Here is a 16894-nt window from a genome sequence, read left to right as displayed (position 1 = left end):
CTTGATTATATAAGCAGTAGTTTTTTGTGACTCATTTCATAATTATATTATATATGCAAAATAATTTCATATAGTTAAGCTATTTATGGCCAGCATTTAAAATAAGATATTTCTTTGATAAGAGTCGCCTGGTGGGAATTTTTTCCTTTTTGTCAAAGCGCCGAAAAGACTTCCCTTTCTATCCTTCTTTTTTACATGTGATCATTAAAAACTTAAATGGAGGCTTATCTTCCTTGTCTTTATGTGGCTCAACAACCTCCGAAATTTCGACCAGTCCATAGTTTCCAAACTCTTGTTTGACGGAATCCTCATCATAAAAGAACATTTTTACTCCATTCATAGTTTCGAAATAGTCTTTCCCTATTTGTTTGCCTTTCCCATACATTGGCGCTTCTTTTGAGATTGTCGTAAAAATCATAAAGCCGTTTGGCTTCAACTGATGATAGCAATCTTGAATTAACTTCACGCGCTCACTTTTATTCAATAAATGGATCAGCGCATAAGAAAAGATCCCAACATAAAGCTTGTCCTCAAACGGCATATCGCTGACTGAACCATGAAAAATAGGAATACTTAATCCATTTTGCCTCGCCAATTCAATCGCTGTTCTTGAAATTTCAATCCCTGTAACATTGATGCCGTTGTCCAGAAAAACCTTGGCATTTCTACCATATCCAATCCCTGGAATCAATATTTCGTTCACATGCTTTTCAAGGAAAAAGTCTTTTACTAAAATGGCCGAGTCTGAAGGCTCAAACCCCCACATCAATTGATTTTCGATAAAACTTGATTCCCAGAATTCTGTCATTGTTTATACCCCTTTAAAAATGTTTTATTCGCCCTACAGCGAATAAAACTACCATGACGGCGAATATATCTGCGTTAACGGCGAATATCCTGCACTCGGTCCAAATTTTATTCTCCCTACAGCAAATAAACAATGGTTTTTTGAACAACTACCCTCCTATAAAGTAGCTACCATTCCATATTTAACCCTCACGCTATAGCAAACTTCTAAAAAAGCTGTTAAAATAAACGAAATTCATCTAGAAGGAGCACACATATGCAACAAAAAATACCCTTTTCGACGTATGCCATCATCGGGACGATGCTGTTTGGCATGTTTTTTGGTGCCGGGAATTTAATTTTCCCCATCCAAATGGGGCAACTCGCTGGTACAAACTATTGGCCGGCCTTGATAGGTTTCCTCACAACGGCCATTGGGCTTCCATTTATCGGGATTCTTGCTTTTGGTTTATCCGGAAGTAGTGGATTGCGTGATTTAGCAGGCCGAGTCCACCCACTCTTTGGCGTGGTCTTCGCAGTGGCCCTGTACTTAACGATTGGCCCGTTTTTTGCGATTCCACGAACAGCAACGGTCCCTTTTGTCGTCGGTTTTGAACCATATATCAATCCGTCACAAGGCAGTTTCTACTTAGGGCTCTTTAGCTTTATCTTCTTTGCGATTGTCTATTATTTCTCGCTAAACCCAGCAAAAATTATTGACTATATCGGCAAATATTTAACGCCTGCATTTTTAGTATTTTTATTTCTATTAATTGTGATTGCGATTGTCAAACCTATGGGTCCTTTCGATCAGCCAACAGGTGACTACCAAAACTTAGCTTTTATCACCGGCTTTAAAGAAGGATATAACACGATGGATGCTCTCGCGTCGCTCGCATTCGGCATTGTCGTCATTCACGCGATTAAGGGACAAGGCATCACCGATACAAAAGAGATTGCAAAAGCCACTTGGAAATCAGGTATATTCGCCATGCTATTGATGATGCTAATTTATGGACTGATTACTTATATGGGCGCATCAAGCATTTCGGCCATCGGGTCCTACGAAAATGGCGGCTTAATCTTTGCTGCTGTGGCGCAGCATTATTTCGGATCATTTGGCTCGATTTTGCTCGCGATTATTATCGTCCTAGCTTGTTTAAAAACGAGCATTGGTCTGATTACCGCTTGCAGCGAGTTTTTTCATCAACTCTTGCCGAAAATCAGCTATAAATGGTTCGTACTAATTCTTTGTTTGTTGTCTTTTACCATTGCTAACTTTGGATTAAACAATATTATTCAATATGCCGTACCTGTATTGATGTTGCTTTATCCTTTAGCCATTGTCCTGATCTTATTAACTCTTTGCTCACCTTTATTCAACCATAAACAGAGTGTTTACGCATCAGCTATGTTTTTCACGTTTTGTGTAAGCTTCTTCGACGGCTACAGCACGTTAGTTGACAGTTTGCCAGGTGCGACTCTCTCATGGTTTGAAACCATTAAAATGTTTTATATGCACTATTTGCCACTTTACGAGATTGGCCTTGGCTGGATTTTGCCTGCATTAGTTGGTGTCGTGCTTGGGTTATTATGGCCTACCTACTCTAAAAAAATAGCCGCAGCATCTCGCTAGTTATCCTAGCTTGCCTCATTTCCTGGAGAAATGAGGCTTTTTATTTTGTATAAAATGACTGCTCACAAGAAGCCCCTATTTTATCCTCCAAACCTATTGTTATTTTATAAAAATGTCAGTTTTTCACGAAATGGCTCGTTTCCGTTTCGTTTCATTTAGTTTTGTTAGGTATTGTTGAGTTTAATAGGAATTTAAGGATTGGTGTCAGAAAATTACGATAATATTTCGTTGAGTCTAATTTCCTTAGATGCTACCATTTTAGATGTAAGTCCAACATCACCACGAAATATACATAGATTACGATTTTGAGGAGGAATTGGATGAGTCAATTAACAGTAGGCTTGAAAGAAAAGGTTGAAAAGTTTCTAAGTGGGAAGAAGAAAATGTTTATTAATGGTCAGTTTGTCGAGAGTACCTCACAAAAGACCTTTGAAACTTACAACCCTGCCACTGGTGAAGTATTAGCGAATGTTTACGAAGCAAATGCTACGGATATTGATCTTGCTGTAAAAGCTGCGCGTAAAGCATTTGATGAAGGTCCTTGGTCAAAGATGGGTACTGCTGCTCGTAGTCGACTGATGTACAAATTGGCTGATTTAATGGAACAAAACAGTGAGGAACTTGCTCAATTAGAAACATTGGATAATGGGAAGCCCATTCGTGAAACGCTGAATGCGGATATTCCATTGGCCGTTGAACATATGCGCTATTATGCAGGCTGGTCCACGAAAATTGTTGGACAAACCATTCCTGTAAATGGACCATATTTTAACTATACTCGTCATGAAGCGGTAGGCGTTGTCGGACAAATCATCCCTTGGAACTTCCCTCTTCTCATGGCGATGTGGAAACTTGGCGCGGCGCTCGCAACAGGTTGTACAGTTGTGTTAAAACCAGCAGAGCAAACTCCACTTTCCGCGCTTTACTTAGCTGAATTAATTCAAGAAGCAGGGTTCCCAGATGGTGTGGTGAACATTGTTCCTGGTTTTGGCGAAACCGCTGGTCAGCCGCTTGTTGACCATCCTTTAGTTGATAAAATTGCGTTCACCGGTTCAACTGAAGTCGGAAAACAGATCATGGCGAATGCCTCAAAAACAATGAAACGCGTAACACTAGAGCTTGGCGGTAAATCACCAAATATTATCCTGCCTGACGCAGATTTAACAAAGGCCATCCCAGGTGCACTAAACGGTGTCATGTTTAACCAAGGCCAAGTATGTTGCGCCGGTTCGCGCGTATTTATTCAAAAGAAGCAATTCGACAACGTCGTTGCTGATATGGCGAGTCATGCGAGTAAAATCAAACAAGGAGCCGGGCTGCATGCGGACACGGAGATTGGACCTCTCGTTTCCGTTGAACAACAACAACGTGTTCTTGGGTATATCGAAAAAGGACTGAACGAAGGAGCAGAACTTGTCGTCGGCGGCACAAAACCACAAGAAGATGGTTATTTTGTTTCTCCAACCATTTTTGCCGATGTAAGCGATGAAATGACGATTGCAAAAGAAGAAATCTTTGGACCTGTTATTTCTGCGATGCCATACGACGATTTGGATGAATTGATCAATCGCGCGAACAATAGTGAATACGGCTTGGCTGCAGGCGTTTGGACACGTGATGTCGCAAAAGCACACTATATCGCCAACAATCTCCGTGCGGGTACCGTTTGGGTCAACTGCTACAATGCTTTCGACGCCGCTTCCCCATTTGGTGGTTTCAAACAATCCGGCATCGGGCGCGAAATGGGCTCTTATGCATTGAACAATTACACAGAAGTAAAGAGTGTTTGGGTAGCAATGGAATAGTTGTACCCCTACCCCTTTAAAGAATGCTTGGATCAATTCCAAGCATTTTTCTTTGGTTTCTTTTCCACCTGTAAGAAAAAGAAGCTCTATCTTCTCTTGAAAAGAAATCAATCAACCAGAGAAAAGGTATAAACTAACCCCTCCACATGAAAAGTAGGTGCTAAGATGACTAGCTTTGTATATGAAAAATACTCCGTCCAAACACTTGGCTTTCACCTAAAAAAGCGAAAAAGTTCGCTAAAACCTAGCGAACTTTTTTTAAAAATTTTTTCTCAGTTAACGAAATAGTGAAGAAATCCATGTAGAATCAGAAGTTTTCAAATGTTGTAGTACCTTCCCAGCGATTTCGTCATAGTCTTCTACAGAACTGGCTGTTTCGTAATCAAACCATATCCCCTCGGCTTCAAAAGAATTCGCTCCTAACCGGTAACGCTCATTTACATGATGAGCATTTACTTTATTCGGTGGAATTTTTTCTCCCCACGACATGGTCATTCCTTCTGGTGGGCAAGAAGCTAGCTCAACAACAAACGAACCTCCCCATCTGTTAAACTGAAAAGTTAGTAGATCAATATTCTGTTCGTTCGCTCTCCTAAAATGGGGAAACGAACCTTTAAAACCTTGTCTTCGTAAAATCGGAATGACACGATTCCTCAAAGCATGCTGCATCTTTTCACGACTTTTCACAAAATCCCCACTCCACTCTATCTAACTCTCTAAATTGGTTGTTCTTCTCCCCTTGTCAATCACAACGGTCGCTCCAAGTAAAAGAAAGGCAAACACAAATAAAAAGATTGGAAAAAGATTCATACTGAAGTTTTCAAACAAGACTCCTAATAATGGAGGCAATACCATGATCCCAACATAACCAGAAGCTACTTGAAACCCAATAATACTTCTCGAATTTCTTTCGCCAAACCTTCTCGGCGTTTCATGAATCATTGTCGGGAAAATCGCGGCACATCCTAAACCAATAAGGAGAAAGCCACCGTATAACACGTTGCCCGATCCAAACGCAACGATCAAGATCCCAAGCAAAAGGGCGATCTCGCTATACAACAACATTTTTTGATTCGATAACCAAAAAGTGATAAAGCCAGAAAAAATCCTACCAAGCGTTAAACTGGCGAAAAAGATCGACAGGATGAAACTAGAAGTTGCGACGGATAAAGATTTCACTTCGAATAAATAACTACTTCCCCATAAAAAAATGGTTCCTTCTAACCCAACATAAAACAAAAAGGAAAGCAGAGCAAAGAGAACTCCTTTTTGTTTCAAAAGAGATTGTAAACTTGTACTTTCGTTCGACTCTTTGGCTTCTTTTTGTTCGTTTTGTTTCCAAAGAGGGAGCGATAGGAAAAGAATCAAAACGAGCAATAATTGAATGCCGCCAATAATTAAATAACCGTTTCTCCAGGAAAAATGATGATTAAGCACAAGCCCCATAATCATTGGCCCAAGCGTTGCTCCCACTCCCCAGAAAGCATGCAACCAATTCATATGATGTGCCTTGAGATTGACAGCTACATAATCATTTAAAGAAGTGTCAATCGCACCTGCTCCTAACCCAAGTGGTAACGCAGCAACAATCAATAAAAAGAAATTTTGGGTAAACGCAAAGCCAATCAACCCAATTGCAGTAAGCAAAACACTTCCTAAAACAAGCTTGCCCGTACCCATTACTCTCGTAATTCTTGCCGTCTGCAAACTAGCAATAACCGTACAAATGGCAATGGTCATGGAGATAATCCCAGCCGCACTGTATGCTACATGAAATTCTCCTACCATCTTGGGCCAAGCGACCCCTAAAAGCGAATCAGGCAACCCTAAACTAATAAAGGCTGCATAGATAATCAAGATAAACAAGAACTGACGCATGAACTTCCCCCAATATTTTATGTAAAAATGCAGAAAGACTTAGTCTAGCATTATTACAGTATAACAAAAGGTTGTGACAAAGGGATATTGAATTGACCCCATTCAAACTAGGCTGAATTATACGGTATATGAATCGTTGTATTCTCACCAACTCTAGGATTTTCAGCTTGTTCCCAGCTTGTATGGTTGAACAGTTATAAAACATGTATACTAGTGACAAAAAAGGCCATAGAAGTTGCAGGAATAATCAAAGAAAATTGGAAAAGAGGTTTCCTTCATGCCAAATAAAATGAATCCTAAAGTTGATGAATTTTTAAGCCAAGCCACTACTTGGAAGGAAGAAATGGCGAAGTTGAGAAGAATCATTCTTGACTGTGAGTTAACTGAGGAATTGAAGTGGCGCACACCTTGTTATATGTTTCAAAATAAGAACATCGTCATCATCCAACCATTTAAAGAATATTTTGCAGTGATGTTTTTTAAAGGAGTGTTGTTAAAAGATCCTAATGACATTCTCATCGCACCTGGGGAGAATTCGCAGACGCAACGGCAAATTCGGTTCACCAATGCACGGGAAATTGACGAAATGGAATCAAATTTGAAAGCCTATATTCAGGAAGCGATCTTAGTAGAAAAAGCTGGTCTAAAAGTGGAATCTAAAAAGATAACAGAATTCATCATTCCTGAAGAACTTCAAAGTAAATTCGCTGAAATGCCTGCCTTGAAAACAGCTTTTGAAGCACTAACACCCGGACGGCAAAAAGCCTATCTTCTCTATTTTTCAAAAGCCAAACAATCCAAAACCCGACAATCCAGAATAGAAAAATACACCCAACAAATCTTTGATGGTAAAGGATTAAATGAGTAGCAGGACACTGGGACAGGCACACCTTGTCCCACCGTCTGCCATTGTAGTCCAAGTTCATACTTGTTCCTTGTAGAATTCTCATTAACGATGATAAAATAAGACTTATTAGCAGGCTTATTGGAGGAAAAAATGGGGTTACAATTAAATTTAGATTTTTATGAAGATAAAATTGAGTTCTTTGAAGCAGAAAGCATTAAAAAGCTTGAAGAAAAAATTCAAGCCCAAATTGAAAACAACAAAGCTCTGCTGCTCACCGTTCATTCTGTTTCCCACCAAATGTACGTAGCTGAAGACGGGCGCCGCTTTTATAGTGCTGTTGTGCATTTTAAATTAAAGCAAAATGGTGGTTCTTCTCTTTCAGTGTAATAAAAGAATTTAAAAGCCCAACTAGTGAGTAAATGCTAGTTGGGCCTTTTTATGTAAATATTTATTACCGAACTGTGCCACTGGCTCTGTTTACTGTACTAAAGAATTTCTTCTTTATATTTTTTAGCACGAATGGTTGAGATCATGAAATTAATCACAAAGCCAACCAACAAGAATACTAGTAAAAACGAATAGCTATCATCTGCCCATATAAATTTAATCGCAAGAAAAGCGATGAATGAGCCTAATATAGCACTAATCCATAGTTGAAGTTGAAACTTTCTTTCTCTTGCTGACATTTATTTCCCTCCCTATAATAGAAGGATATCTTTCCATTCTTTTCATTTAAACACCAATCAACTTTAGCATGCTATTAAACTGTTTTGCCAAAAGTTGCAATTGAATAGACTGAAAATTTAATTTCAAGCATCTTCCCCGATGAAGAACAGAACCAAACACTGTTCACTATTGAGTACACTTACTTCTCCAAATAACTCTTTAATGCATCTAAATCTTTCGCACACGCTTTTGAAAAAGTCCCTGCCATCATTTTTCCGAATAATTTCGCTACCCCAGTAAGCCCATTTATTTCCCCTTTTAAGGTCACATCAGAATGATCACCTGATGATGTAATATAGTATGTATACACAAATTCTCCTTTGCCTGTTGTTCCTTTTGTTCCATCACACCGAAGCACAATTTTATCAGGTTGATGGAGTTCCACTACTTCAAAATGTTCCGTAGCTTTTGATCCAAACATTTTTCTCGTTTCCTTCCACTCGCTTCCCACTTGTAACGGCCCCTCATCCAATCGTTCAATCCCAACGAAGCCTTGCATCCAATTGCTAGCAGCATCAAGGTCAAGCAAACCTGCGTAGGCCTTTTCCTTCGGAACAGAGATGGTTCTTTTCACTTCAAAATGAATACTCAAGATTATTTCCTCCTTATTAGGATTATTGCCAGAACTACTCCTTAGCAACAATCCTCCTTTCATTCTACCCACTCGAACTTTGATAGGCAAAGATACCTGCTATTTTCATTGAGTCTTTTTAGTAACATAGATGATCTTTAGTAAGAGCCCCAGCTGTCATTTGAAATTTCTGAATTTACAGTCTACTCAAAACAGACCTCCACAACTTCAATCCAATTTTACACAAATAGTAGATAAAGATAAAATTGGCGATCAAAGCCCACATGTTTACATCCATTCCAAAATAACCTGATCCATTGTAAGAAAATGATTGCAATGGGACACCATAATACCTATTCCCATCATTAAGACCAACTGTCGGAACGAACGACAGTATCCCTGTTAAAACAAGAGCGATTATCTGCAGCTTATTAACCACTCTTAATTGTTCCTTATCCACTGCGTTAACTCCCCTCGCCCTTTCCTTATTTTAATTTATGATAAGGCTATTTCCGTAAAGATTGTTGTTAAAATCCTAAAGCCGATTTTAACGCAGGATAAGCCATTTTGTGCGTTTATACTAGATTTACTGGCTCTATTCTCATGAATTTAAAGTCGCTGTCCAGCGAAAACACAACTAATTCTTTTCTCTTTATACCTAAAAGCAACAGAGTTTAAGAAAAGAGCCTATGATAAAAGAGCCAAGACTAAGCCTCGACTCTCTTCGTTTCTCAAAGTCTTCCTTGATATAGCTTCTCAAATGAAAATCGATTTCCTAATCTGTACTTTCTTTTCCGTGACCCATTAATTGATCTGTTGCAACGCTTGTTCAAGATTTCCAAATGTAGGGATATCCTTTAAGTTAATGCCAAGTTTTACAATTGTTTGAGCGATTTCAGGTCGGATGCCCGACAGTAAGGTTTGTATGCCTAACAATTTTAGGGCCTTGATTAAGCTGATGATTTGATTAGCGACCATCGTGTCCACAACCGGAACACCCGATAAATCAATAATTAAATAAGTGAGATCCATCTTACTTCCTTGCAATAATGTCTTGTCCATCAGATGTTTTGCTCTATTTGTATCAATATCCCCTATTAGTGGCAGTATGGCCATTTTTGATGAGATTCGAATAAGTGGTACTGAAAGTTCTAATGATAAAATTTCTGCCGCTTGAATTCTTGATAGATATTTGCCAGAGTAGGATAAGCTCAACCAGTATATGGCACGGTCTACTATAGAATCAAATCGAGAAATAATTTCATAAAAAACTTCAAGCGAAAAATTATTTTTTACTGCTTCATCTCGAATAATTTCACCAACTAAGTTCCGGTAGAAGCGCACTTCTTCAATCGCGACATCTAGTGGTAATTTCAAGTTAATTAATAAATCAACTGCATCTGAACCCCAAATCTCTAATTGATTATATGTGTCTTTCTTTTCTTTGTATATTGAAAGTGCAAATATTTCCACAAGGTTACTACGCCACCCGCGGAGGGACTCATCTATCTCTTTTGAATAGAAGTTGTCGTCAGCATTGTAACGCTTGGCCACTAAATCATCACTAGAATTCAATAACTTTTCGGAAATCTCTTTTAGTTGAGAATTAAATTTGATCAAAGAAACACGCCCTTATTCGATTATGTAAATACCATTCTACTGTTGATCCATTTTTCCTGAATAACTCCAATATTAGCATATTTATAGCAAAATGTCGTTTTTTAACAAACTATCCCATATTTTGTAAACGAACCTCAAAGGAGTATAACGATCCTTAATCCCTAAGCAATAAGCAAGGATGGAAGAGGATTCCTCCCAAGTTGTACTCTTCCGCCCTGCCACTATCAAACTCGTTCTTCCATTCGGATCTGGCAGACTTTGAATCAACTGGTTAACATGTTCGAGCTTTGTTTCGATTGGGTAAAGCAAGTACAGAGTGACGACAATCAGAAAGCCAACTTCGCTGATGAGTTGGATGAGCTGTTCTTGTAAACTAGAAAACTCCTTTCCGTTTCATCTAAAATGTAGTTATAATCTTATAATCCGATTTATCGTTCATTGTGTAATCTCTTACTTCATCTATCTGGGTGTTTAGATTTATAAATAGCCCAAACGTCGTTTTCACCTTAAAAAGGAGTTTATGAAAAGATCCTTTAAAAAAGACCGGTTCCTAGTGGAATCCGGTCTTTCATCTATTAAACGATCTCATATTCTGTGACATTTCGTTCAACCACGCGTGCAGTATCAATTGCCACTAAGCTACCATTTGAGTGGGTTGCATGAAAACGGACAGAGTATTTTTATAAATCTAAAATGGCTTAAGTGTAGCTTGATCAATGAGATGTTTCTGAACCAAACAAAGCCTTCCCAGTCCCTGCTCTTCCATTGAACAGAGACTGGAACTTTGTTAGCCACTAGCTACGAGCAAAGTTGTAGAGGTTCACAGAAAAATAGAGTACGAGCGCAAATGTAATTTTTACAGTTTGTATTTAGCACATAGTGAAATCTGATAAAAATAGAACAGTGCACCTGTCCCATTGTCTAAGATTTAGTTAACTGCCTTTTTAATCATTGGAACCACCTTAGTAGCTAATAATTCAATGTTTTTTGCTACTTTTTCAATAGGTAATCCTCCAATATCCACTTGCGCTAAAAAGCGTTTATGGCCAAATAGTTCATGTTGCCGAAGTACTTTCTCGACGATTTGCTCTGGACTTCCGACAAATAGAGCGGTGTTGGGGCTTGCCATATACTCGAAGTCTTCCCTTGACATCCTCGTTCCCATCCCTCTTTGACGATTCACATAGTACCAATAGTTTGAATAGTAAGGATAGAAGTCATTTTTCGCTTCCTGATTGGTTTCTGCTATGTAGGCATGTCCCGTAACTCCCACTTTTAATCTTTCAGGTGAATGACCTGCTTCCCTTCCTGCTTGATGGTAAAGGTCAACAAGTGGTTTAAAACGAATCGGATCACCTCCTAAAATCGCCAGCGCCATTCCAACTCCGAATTTCCCAGCACGTACGGCACTCTCTGGCGTCCCACCAACTCCAATCCAGATTGGCAGTTGCTCTTGTACAGGCCGTGGTGCGATTTCTGCCTCCCGTAACGGAGACCGAAATTTCCCCGACCACGTGACTTTCTCTTTTTTATTCAATTGTAAAAGCAAATTCATATGGTCGGTAAAAAGCTCATCATAATCATCAGTGTTATAGCCAAAAAGCGGAAACGATTCAATAAAAGCTCCACGACCAGCGAGGATTTCTGCGCGGCCACCAGAAAGCAAATCTAGTGTTGCGAAATCCTCAAATAAACGAACAGGATCAAGCGTACTTAATACACTAGTTGTGCTTGTTAATTTTATGTTTTTCGTTGCTTGCGCAATCGCCGCCAAAACGACGGCTGGAGATGAGACAGCATAATCCAAGCGATGATGTTCGCCTACTCCAAACACATCAAGACCAGCTTCATCCGCAAGCTTCGCGGCCTGGATAATTTCTTTCATTCTTTGCTGAGGCGATATGGTTTTACCCGTCAACGGATCCGGACCTATATCAGCAAGTGTGTATATCCCGATTTCAAAATCGCTTTGATTTCTAGTAGACATCGTGAATTCTCTCCTCTTTTAAACTGCTAATTCAATCGTATTTCCGGAAGGATCACGAGTTATCATTTGATGGTTTTCTTCGATCACATTGGCACCAATCTGCTTCAAGTTCGCAACAACTTGTTTGCGTGCTTCTTCATTAGGCAAAATGAGCGTAAAAGATTCTAAGCCGACACTATTTTCGGGAGGAGTTGGTGCCCCGACGCCATTCCATGTATTAACGCCGATATGATGATGATATTTTCCAGTAGAAAAGAATAAGGCTTGCGTGCCGAAACGATTGACGACCTCAAAGCCAAGCCCGTTCACATAAAAATCTTCTGTCTTTTGCAACTCAGATACATGTAAATGAATATGCCCCATGACTGTACCCACCGGCATTCCTTGCCAAGTTTCCCCTGGAACCGCAGCGGTCGCTAAATCTTGAAAATCAAGTGGATCAACCGTCATTGCCACTTCCTCGTCTTGCCAACTCCACTCAGCAGGATCTCGATCGGTATAAATTTCAATCCCATTACCATCCGGGTCATTTAAATACAACGCTTCACTCACAAGATGATCAGACGACCCAAACCGGACTCCTTTGTTTAACAAGTGTGTAACAATATTGGCTAAATCAGATCGCTGTGGCAACAAAATCGCGAAATGATACAAGCCGGTCGTTCTCCCCTGTTTAGGGATTACATTTTCGGGTTGTTCAAGCGACAAGATGCTTGTTTTCCCATCCGTCGTTAGTTTAGCCGTTCTAGCGGTATGTTCTAAAACCTCAAACCCGATGATTTCTTGATAATAGTGCAATGAACGTTGTAAATTTTCCACTTTAATTTTTACATGCCCAACAAATGTCGTCGGCTTACTATGAAACTCCATATGATCACTCCGTTTGTAAAATTTTTAGTTTTTCTCAAATTTTTCACACTATTTCGCTCACAAATTCAACCTCATTAGACCTTTTCCATCTTCTGCACATCTGTTTGGTTACCAATCAACCCCATTGGTGACCTTTCTCTTTCTCGCTGACAACAGTTTGGGCACCAACAATTCGTAATGATGAAAAACTTTTCGTTTTCATTACCTTTCCCCAATTCATTTCAATCATGAAGCTGCGGGCAGGGACACAGGACTGACAAAACGGTACAGTTTACCTGCATCCCATTTTTATTAAGTTACTTTATGTAAGTAACTTTAAAACAGTAATTTTCTTTTTGCAAGGAAGTTGTACTCTCCTAAAATAAATGCTTGAGCACATTGCATTGTGCCATGTTAGAGATCTGAACTTTAAGGTACTGCCTAGGATATGTATCGCCCGATATAAAACCATTTGGTTCACTCTCGGCAGAGTAAAAAACATCGAAAAACATCACAATTAGCAGGTGTTTTCCGTCCGAACTTTCAATAGAAAATGCAAACAAAAAAACGCCCCATGAGCGTTTTTTAACATAATTTATTTTCTTCGTAAAAATCATCTAACACTCGTTCACTGACGATCATCTACCCCTGAAGTTTATCATTTACCTTCTTTAAAAGTTCAATTATTTCATTATTTTGTTCAACCTGCTTTTCATTTGTTCTTTTTATGGTGAAAATCCACCCAATCAACATGATGATTGCGATTAATGACAAAAATGGAATAATTGAAGTGATTAGAGTCATCATTACAAATATCTTCACACCCTTTTCAATCTGATAGAACTGAACCGGTCATTTACCAGAGCAAAGTATTTTTTATTTCCTTCCTTTATTCTAACGCTTCAGCTTACAATTCCTTCTTCTCAAAGCAAACTAACGCGTTAAATATTTCCTCAGAAATCGCACAATTCGCCAATATTCCCCTATCTTCGGACCGGTCAAATTTTAAAGAAATCCATTGTTCAACCGCCAACACACGACGAGCATTGTTGTCTTGGTTTACATCATACTGCGCTTCTTCCAACAAATGCACACCTGAAAAAACATCATACATGATATCCGCTAATTTCTTGGCTAACGCTGTTTGAGTATACTCATCTTGTTGCAACACATGAACAATCAATGTTTCTAAACGAGCGACTTCCTGTTCAAAGAATTTTCTAAGAGCCATTAACTCTCTATGGTCAATAGCATTCAACGTCGCACGAAGCTCCTGAATAAACTTTCTCCCACTCACTTTCGATAAAGTTTTCAAGATTTCGAGCGCTTGTATATTGGCCGTTCCTTCCCACACAGGATTCACGATTGCATCGCGAATTAATCGTGGTGTCACATACTCTTCAATATAGCCATTCCCGCCATGAAGCTCTAACGCATCTTTAGCCGCAGACACGCCCAGTTCGCTGCCTCGATATTTCAGCAATGACAATAATATGCGGAGCAAAGGATAGTTCTCCTCATTTTTTTGATTATACGTATGAACTTCATCAAACAGTTTAAGCGTTTGTGCAGTCGTCGCCCAACCTGCTTCAATTTCGGCCATCATGTTGACCAATGTTTCCCGCACCATCGGATATTGATTGATCTTCGAACCGAACGCTTCACGATGCTTTGTATAGATCGCCGCTTCAAGAAACGCTCGGCGCGCAATTGCAATCCCGCTCATGCCCGTGCCTAAGCGCGAGACATTTAACGCCTCTGCCATATATTTAAAGCCATTTTCTTCTATTCCAATTAAATACCCTACCGCTTTATTTAAAATTAACTCCCCACTTGCAACCGCACGAACCCCGAGTTTATCTTTTAACCTCCGGATAGTGATATTATTTTGTTTTCCGTTCGGGAGTGTACGCGGCACCAAGAACAACCCTAAGCCTTTTGTGGAAGGTTTATCATTGACCGCGCCAACACAATCGCAATTTCTGCGTCACAGTTACTCGCAAACCATTTTTCACCAGACAACAAATAATGGTCCCCGTTTTTAATCGCTGTTGTTTTCGCTGCGCCAACATCGGAACCTCCTTGGATCTCAGTTAAAAAGGTCGCGCCCTCCGCAAGCGTTTCAGGGTCCCAAGAGGCAAGACGACTGAGGTATTCTGCTTTTTGCTGCTCCGAACCGAATTTTTCCAACACAAACGCGGTCGATTGTGACAATCCAACCGGACACGTAAACCCTGGTTCTGTTTCACACATTAAATAAATCAAAACCATATTCACGAAAAACGGAATCGTTTCGGGCGCGTTTTCATCGTATCGGTATGCGACCACACCAGTTCCATACCCATCGCGCACAGTCTGACGATAGCCTTCGTTATACCAAACTTGGTTGATTTCCTCGCCTTTTTTATTGTGGCGGATTAACCGCGGTGCTCCTTCCCGGTCAGTATGAACCGCCCGCCGATCCATTGGACCCGCGGCTAGGGCTCCGGTTTTCTCAAAGCTCTCTTTTACATAATTCAAGACAGACTTTGGGAGATAGCGCTCCGCATACCGTGTTAAAATCGGATCGTCAGTATACCAATTGGCTTGATTGCTACTTTCCCATAAAGAATAATCGATTTTCGCTGATTCTTTCACCGTATGTTCACTCATTCTTACAACTCCTTCCCTTTTGTGTTATTAAACAGCAGCAACATGTAACCCAAACACCCATGAACCTCAGCTAGCTAAAACTTGAGTTCAGACTACCATGGAAATTAATAACTGTCAAAATATTCAAAATAGTTTATAAGGTAAAAAATAAAGATTTAAAATAGCAAAAGATTTCCATTTAACCGTTTTGTCCGGAGTCTAATTTTTGATGGCAAGAAGGATTAGAATAAAAAGAGTGCAAAATCTATTTTTACTAACAATGTATTTTTATAAAAGAAAAACCGCAATTTCATCAAAGAAATCACGGTCTTTCCTCGTTCTATTTTGGTTATTCAAGGTTAGCATGCTTGCCATACATTTTATTCGAATCTAAGCCTTTTTTCTCCATAAAACGCAAGATCAAGGCATCATAAAACAACAACATTGTTTGCTCAAATAGAGAGCCCATTGGTTGAATCGTTTTGTAATCCCCGGCAGACTGGTCTTTCGTAACTCCCGGTAAGGTCACAATCAGATCAGCTAATTGTCCAATCGTGGATTCAGGTGAAATGGTGATGACTGCGACTTTCCCTCCTAAGTTTTTCGCTTTTTCAGCAATCGCCACCAATGTTTTCGTTTCTCCTGAACCCGATCCAATGATTAAAAGATCGTCTTTTTCTAAATTAGCTGTTACGGTTTCACCAACAACATAGGCATCAATTCCCATATGCATCATACGCATCACAAAAGATTTGCCCATGAATCCAGATCGCCCTGCACCTGCGACAAAGATTTTCTTAGATTCTAAAATTTGGTTTACCAATTTCTCTGCTTCTATATCAGAAATGAAGTCACCGGTTTGACTTAGTTCTCGAATAATTTCTGCTAAATATTCGGTCGTCTTCATTTTGAATTACCCTTGTTTTAATAATTCTTGCATTTCACGTGCGGCAGCCTTTTTATCTTCTTGGCTCGTAATCCCGCCACCTACGATCACTAAATCTGGCTGTTGCTTAATGACCTCTGGAAGTGTTTCTAATTTGATTCCACCTGCAATCGCCGTTTTCGTATTTTTAACGACACTCTTGATGGTCGCAAGGTCTTCGAAAGAATTTTTTCCAACCGCTTGAAGATCGTAACCGGTATGAACGCAAATATAATCAACACCAAGTTCATCTAGTTCTTTTGCACGTGCTGCAATATCCTTCACAGCAATCATATCCGCAAGAATTTGTTTCCCCTGCTTTTTCGCCTCTTCGACTGCCCCTTTAATGGACTCGTCTTCTGCTGCTCCAAGAATCGTAATAATGTCAGCACCCGCAGCAGATGCTTGGCTTACTTCATATCCAGCTGCGTCCATAATTTTCAAGTCAGCCAACACCGTTAAGTTAGGAAATGCAGTTTTTACTTCTTTTACTGCTTTAAGACCTTCATTGATAACCACTGGTGTACCAATTTCGACAACATCTATATATTCCTCTACCTCTTTTACCACTTCAATTGCTCCTGGAATATCGACAAGATCTAACGCTAATTGTAATTTCATTTATGTCCGCTC

19 protein-coding genes are annotated in these 16894 nt (G+C 39.6%); 4 read left to right on the top strand and 15 right to left on the bottom strand.

Annotation, left to right across the window (positions count from 1 at the left end; translation table 11 throughout):
- Positions 1-178 precede the first annotated feature (178 nt).
- Positions 179-808, bottom strand: a complete 630-nt coding sequence (locus M3182_RS03235) for a class I SAM-dependent methyltransferase (RefSeq protein ID WP_251436881.1) — start codon at positions 806-808, stop codon at positions 179-181.
- Between the two features lie 255 nt (positions 809-1063).
- On the opposite strand from M3182_RS03235, the gene brnQ reads away from it, so the two are divergent.
- Both brnQ and M3182_RS03225 read left to right on the top strand, forming a co-directional pair.
- A complete protein-coding gene (brnQ, locus tag M3182_RS03230) occupies positions 1064-2422 on the top strand; it encodes a branched-chain amino acid transport system II carrier protein (protein WP_251436883.1) in 1359 nt (452 codons plus the stop codon).
- Between the two features lie 320 nt (positions 2423-2742).
- Positions 2743-4227 (top strand): aldehyde dehydrogenase family protein, encoded by a 1485-nt coding sequence (locus M3182_RS03225; protein WP_251436885.1) that lies wholly within the window; start codon positions 2743-2745, stop codon positions 4225-4227.
- Positions 4228-4503: 276 nt separating this feature from the next.
- On the opposite strand, the gene M3182_RS03220 is transcribed toward M3182_RS03225, so the two are convergent.
- Together M3182_RS03220 and M3182_RS03215 are read right to left on the bottom strand one after the other, a co-directional pair.
- Positions 4504-4914: a DUF4304 domain-containing protein gene (locus tag M3182_RS03220; protein ID WP_251436887.1), complete on the bottom strand. Its 411-nt coding sequence runs from the start codon at positions 4912-4914 to the stop codon at positions 4504-4506.
- A 21-nt stretch (positions 4915-4935) separates the two neighbouring features.
- Positions 4936-6105, bottom strand: a complete 1170-nt coding sequence (locus M3182_RS03215; protein ID WP_251436889.1) for an MFS transporter — start codon at positions 6103-6105, stop codon at positions 4936-4938.
- Positions 6106-6382: 277 nt separating this feature from the next.
- Here M3182_RS03215 and M3182_RS03210 point away from each other — a divergent pair, with 277 nt between their 5' ends.
- Both M3182_RS03210 and M3182_RS03205 read left to right on the top strand, forming a co-directional pair.
- A complete protein-coding gene (locus M3182_RS03210) occupies positions 6383-6973 on the top strand; it encodes a YdeI/OmpD-associated family protein (protein ID WP_251436891.1) in 591 nt (196 codons plus the stop codon).
- A 129-nt stretch (positions 6974-7102) separates the two neighbouring features.
- Positions 7103-7339 (top strand): DUF2536 family protein, encoded by a 237-nt coding sequence (locus M3182_RS03205; RefSeq protein WP_251436893.1) that lies wholly within the window; start codon positions 7103-7105, stop codon positions 7337-7339.
- 98 nt (positions 7340-7437) lie between these two features.
- Here the strand turns inward: M3182_RS03205 and M3182_RS03200 are convergent, their stop codons facing one another.
- The 12 genes from M3182_RS03200 to hxlA form a co-directional block, all read right to left on the bottom strand.
- Positions 7438-7638, bottom strand: coding sequence for a hypothetical protein (locus tag M3182_RS03200; protein ID WP_251436895.1), 201 nt, complete (start codon positions 7636-7638; stop codon positions 7438-7440).
- 179 nt (positions 7639-7817) lie between these two features.
- Positions 7818-8270: an SRPBCC family protein gene (locus M3182_RS03195; RefSeq protein ID WP_251436897.1), complete on the bottom strand. Its 453-nt coding sequence runs from the start codon at positions 8268-8270 to the stop codon at positions 7818-7820.
- A gap of 175 nt (positions 8271-8445) precedes the next feature.
- Entirely contained in the window at positions 8446-8709 is a 264-nt protein-coding gene (locus M3182_RS03190) for a hypothetical protein (protein ID WP_251435414.1), read from the bottom strand.
- 344 nt (positions 8710-9053) lie between these two features.
- Positions 9054-9869 (bottom strand): STAS domain-containing protein, encoded by an 816-nt coding sequence (locus M3182_RS03185; protein WP_251435412.1) that lies wholly within the window; start codon positions 9867-9869, stop codon positions 9054-9056.
- 81 nt (positions 9870-9950) lie between these two features.
- Complete coding sequence (locus M3182_RS26325; protein WP_432806682.1) at positions 9951-10178, bottom strand: hypothetical protein; 228 nt, start codon at positions 10176-10178, stop codon at positions 9951-9953.
- 619 nt (positions 10179-10797) lie between these two features.
- Positions 10798-11856: an LLM class flavin-dependent oxidoreductase gene (locus M3182_RS03175; protein ID WP_251435409.1), complete on the bottom strand. Its 1059-nt coding sequence runs from the start codon at positions 11854-11856 to the stop codon at positions 10798-10800.
- 18 nt (positions 11857-11874) lie between these two features.
- Positions 11875-12726 carry a VOC family protein gene (locus tag M3182_RS03170; protein ID WP_251435406.1) on the bottom strand — a complete coding sequence of 284 codons (852 nt, stop codon included), beginning with the start codon at positions 12724-12726 and terminating at the stop codon, positions 11875-11877.
- Positions 12727-13347: 621 nt separating this feature from the next.
- Positions 13348-13512 carry a hypothetical protein gene (locus M3182_RS03165; RefSeq protein WP_251435403.1) on the bottom strand — a complete coding sequence of 55 codons (165 nt, stop codon included), beginning with the start codon at positions 13510-13512 and terminating at the stop codon, positions 13348-13350.
- Between the two features lie 100 nt (positions 13513-13612).
- Complete coding sequence (locus M3182_RS03160) at positions 13613-14623, bottom strand: acyl-CoA dehydrogenase family protein (protein ID WP_251435399.1); 1011 nt, start codon at positions 14621-14623, stop codon at positions 13613-13615.
- Between the two features lie 11 nt (positions 14624-14634).
- Positions 14635-15357, bottom strand: coding sequence for an acyl-CoA dehydrogenase family protein (locus tag M3182_RS03155; RefSeq protein ID WP_251435396.1), 723 nt, complete (start codon positions 15355-15357; stop codon positions 14635-14637).
- A gap of 328 nt (positions 15358-15685) precedes the next feature.
- Positions 15686-16243: a 6-phospho-3-hexuloisomerase gene (hxlB, locus tag M3182_RS03150; RefSeq protein ID WP_251435394.1), complete on the bottom strand. Its 558-nt coding sequence runs from the start codon at positions 16241-16243 to the stop codon at positions 15686-15688.
- Positions 16244-16249: 6 nt separating this feature from the next.
- Positions 16250-16882 carry a 3-hexulose-6-phosphate synthase gene (gene hxlA / locus M3182_RS03145; RefSeq protein WP_251435392.1) on the bottom strand — a complete coding sequence of 211 codons (633 nt, stop codon included), beginning with the start codon at positions 16880-16882 and terminating at the stop codon, positions 16250-16252.
- Positions 16883-16894 lie beyond the last annotated feature (12 nt).

This window comes from Mesobacillus maritimus, assembly GCF_023715205.1.
Taxonomy (GTDB): domain Bacteria; phylum Bacillota; class Bacilli; order Bacillales; family Cytobacillaceae; genus Mesobacillus_B; species Mesobacillus_B maritimus_C.
This window is presented reverse-complemented; position numbering and strand designations above follow the sequence as displayed.

Excerpts from the sequence above, each read along its gene's own strand:
- M3182_RS03205 (WP_251436893.1), top strand. The coding sequence starts at position 7,103 with ATGGGGTTACAATTAAATTTAGATTTTTATGAAGATAAAATTGAGTTC.
- hxlB (WP_251435394.1), bottom strand. The coding sequence starts at position 16,243 with ATGAAGACGACCGAATATTTAGCAGAAATTATTCGAGAACTAAGTCAA.
- M3182_RS03170 (WP_251435406.1), bottom strand. The coding sequence starts at position 12,726 with ATGGAGTTTCATAGTAAGCCGACGACATTTGTTGGGCATGTAAAAATT.
- M3182_RS03215 (WP_251436889.1), bottom strand. The coding sequence starts at position 6,105 with ATGCGTCAGTTCTTGTTTATCTTGATTATCTATGCAGCCTTTATTAGT.
- M3182_RS03155 (WP_251435396.1), bottom strand. The coding sequence starts at position 15,357 with ATGAGTGAACATACGGTGAAAGAATCAGCGAAAATCGATTATTCTTTA.
- brnQ (WP_251436883.1), top strand. The coding sequence starts at position 1,064 with ATGCAACAAAAAATACCCTTTTCGACGTATGCCATCATCGGGACGATG.
- M3182_RS03235 (WP_251436881.1), bottom strand. The coding sequence starts at position 808 with ATGACAGAATTCTGGGAATCAAGTTTTATCGAAAATCAATTGATGTGG.
- M3182_RS03175 (WP_251435409.1), bottom strand. The coding sequence starts at position 11,856 with ATGTCTACTAGAAATCAAAGCGATTTTGAAATCGGGATATACACACTT.
- M3182_RS03200 (WP_251436895.1), bottom strand. The coding sequence starts at position 7,638 with ATGTCAGCAAGAGAAAGAAAGTTTCAACTTCAACTATGGATTAGTGCT.
- M3182_RS03210 (WP_251436891.1), top strand. The coding sequence starts at position 6,383 with ATGCCAAATAAAATGAATCCTAAAGTTGATGAATTTTTAAGCCAAGCC.
- M3182_RS03165 (WP_251435403.1), bottom strand. The coding sequence starts at position 13,512 with ATGATGACTCTAATCACTTCAATTATTCCATTTTTGTCATTAATCGCA.
- hxlA (WP_251435392.1), bottom strand. The coding sequence starts at position 16,882 with ATGAAATTACAATTAGCGTTAGATCTTGTCGATATTCCAGGAGCAATT.
- M3182_RS03225 (WP_251436885.1), top strand. The coding sequence starts at position 2,743 with ATGAGTCAATTAACAGTAGGCTTGAAAGAAAAGGTTGAAAAGTTTCTA.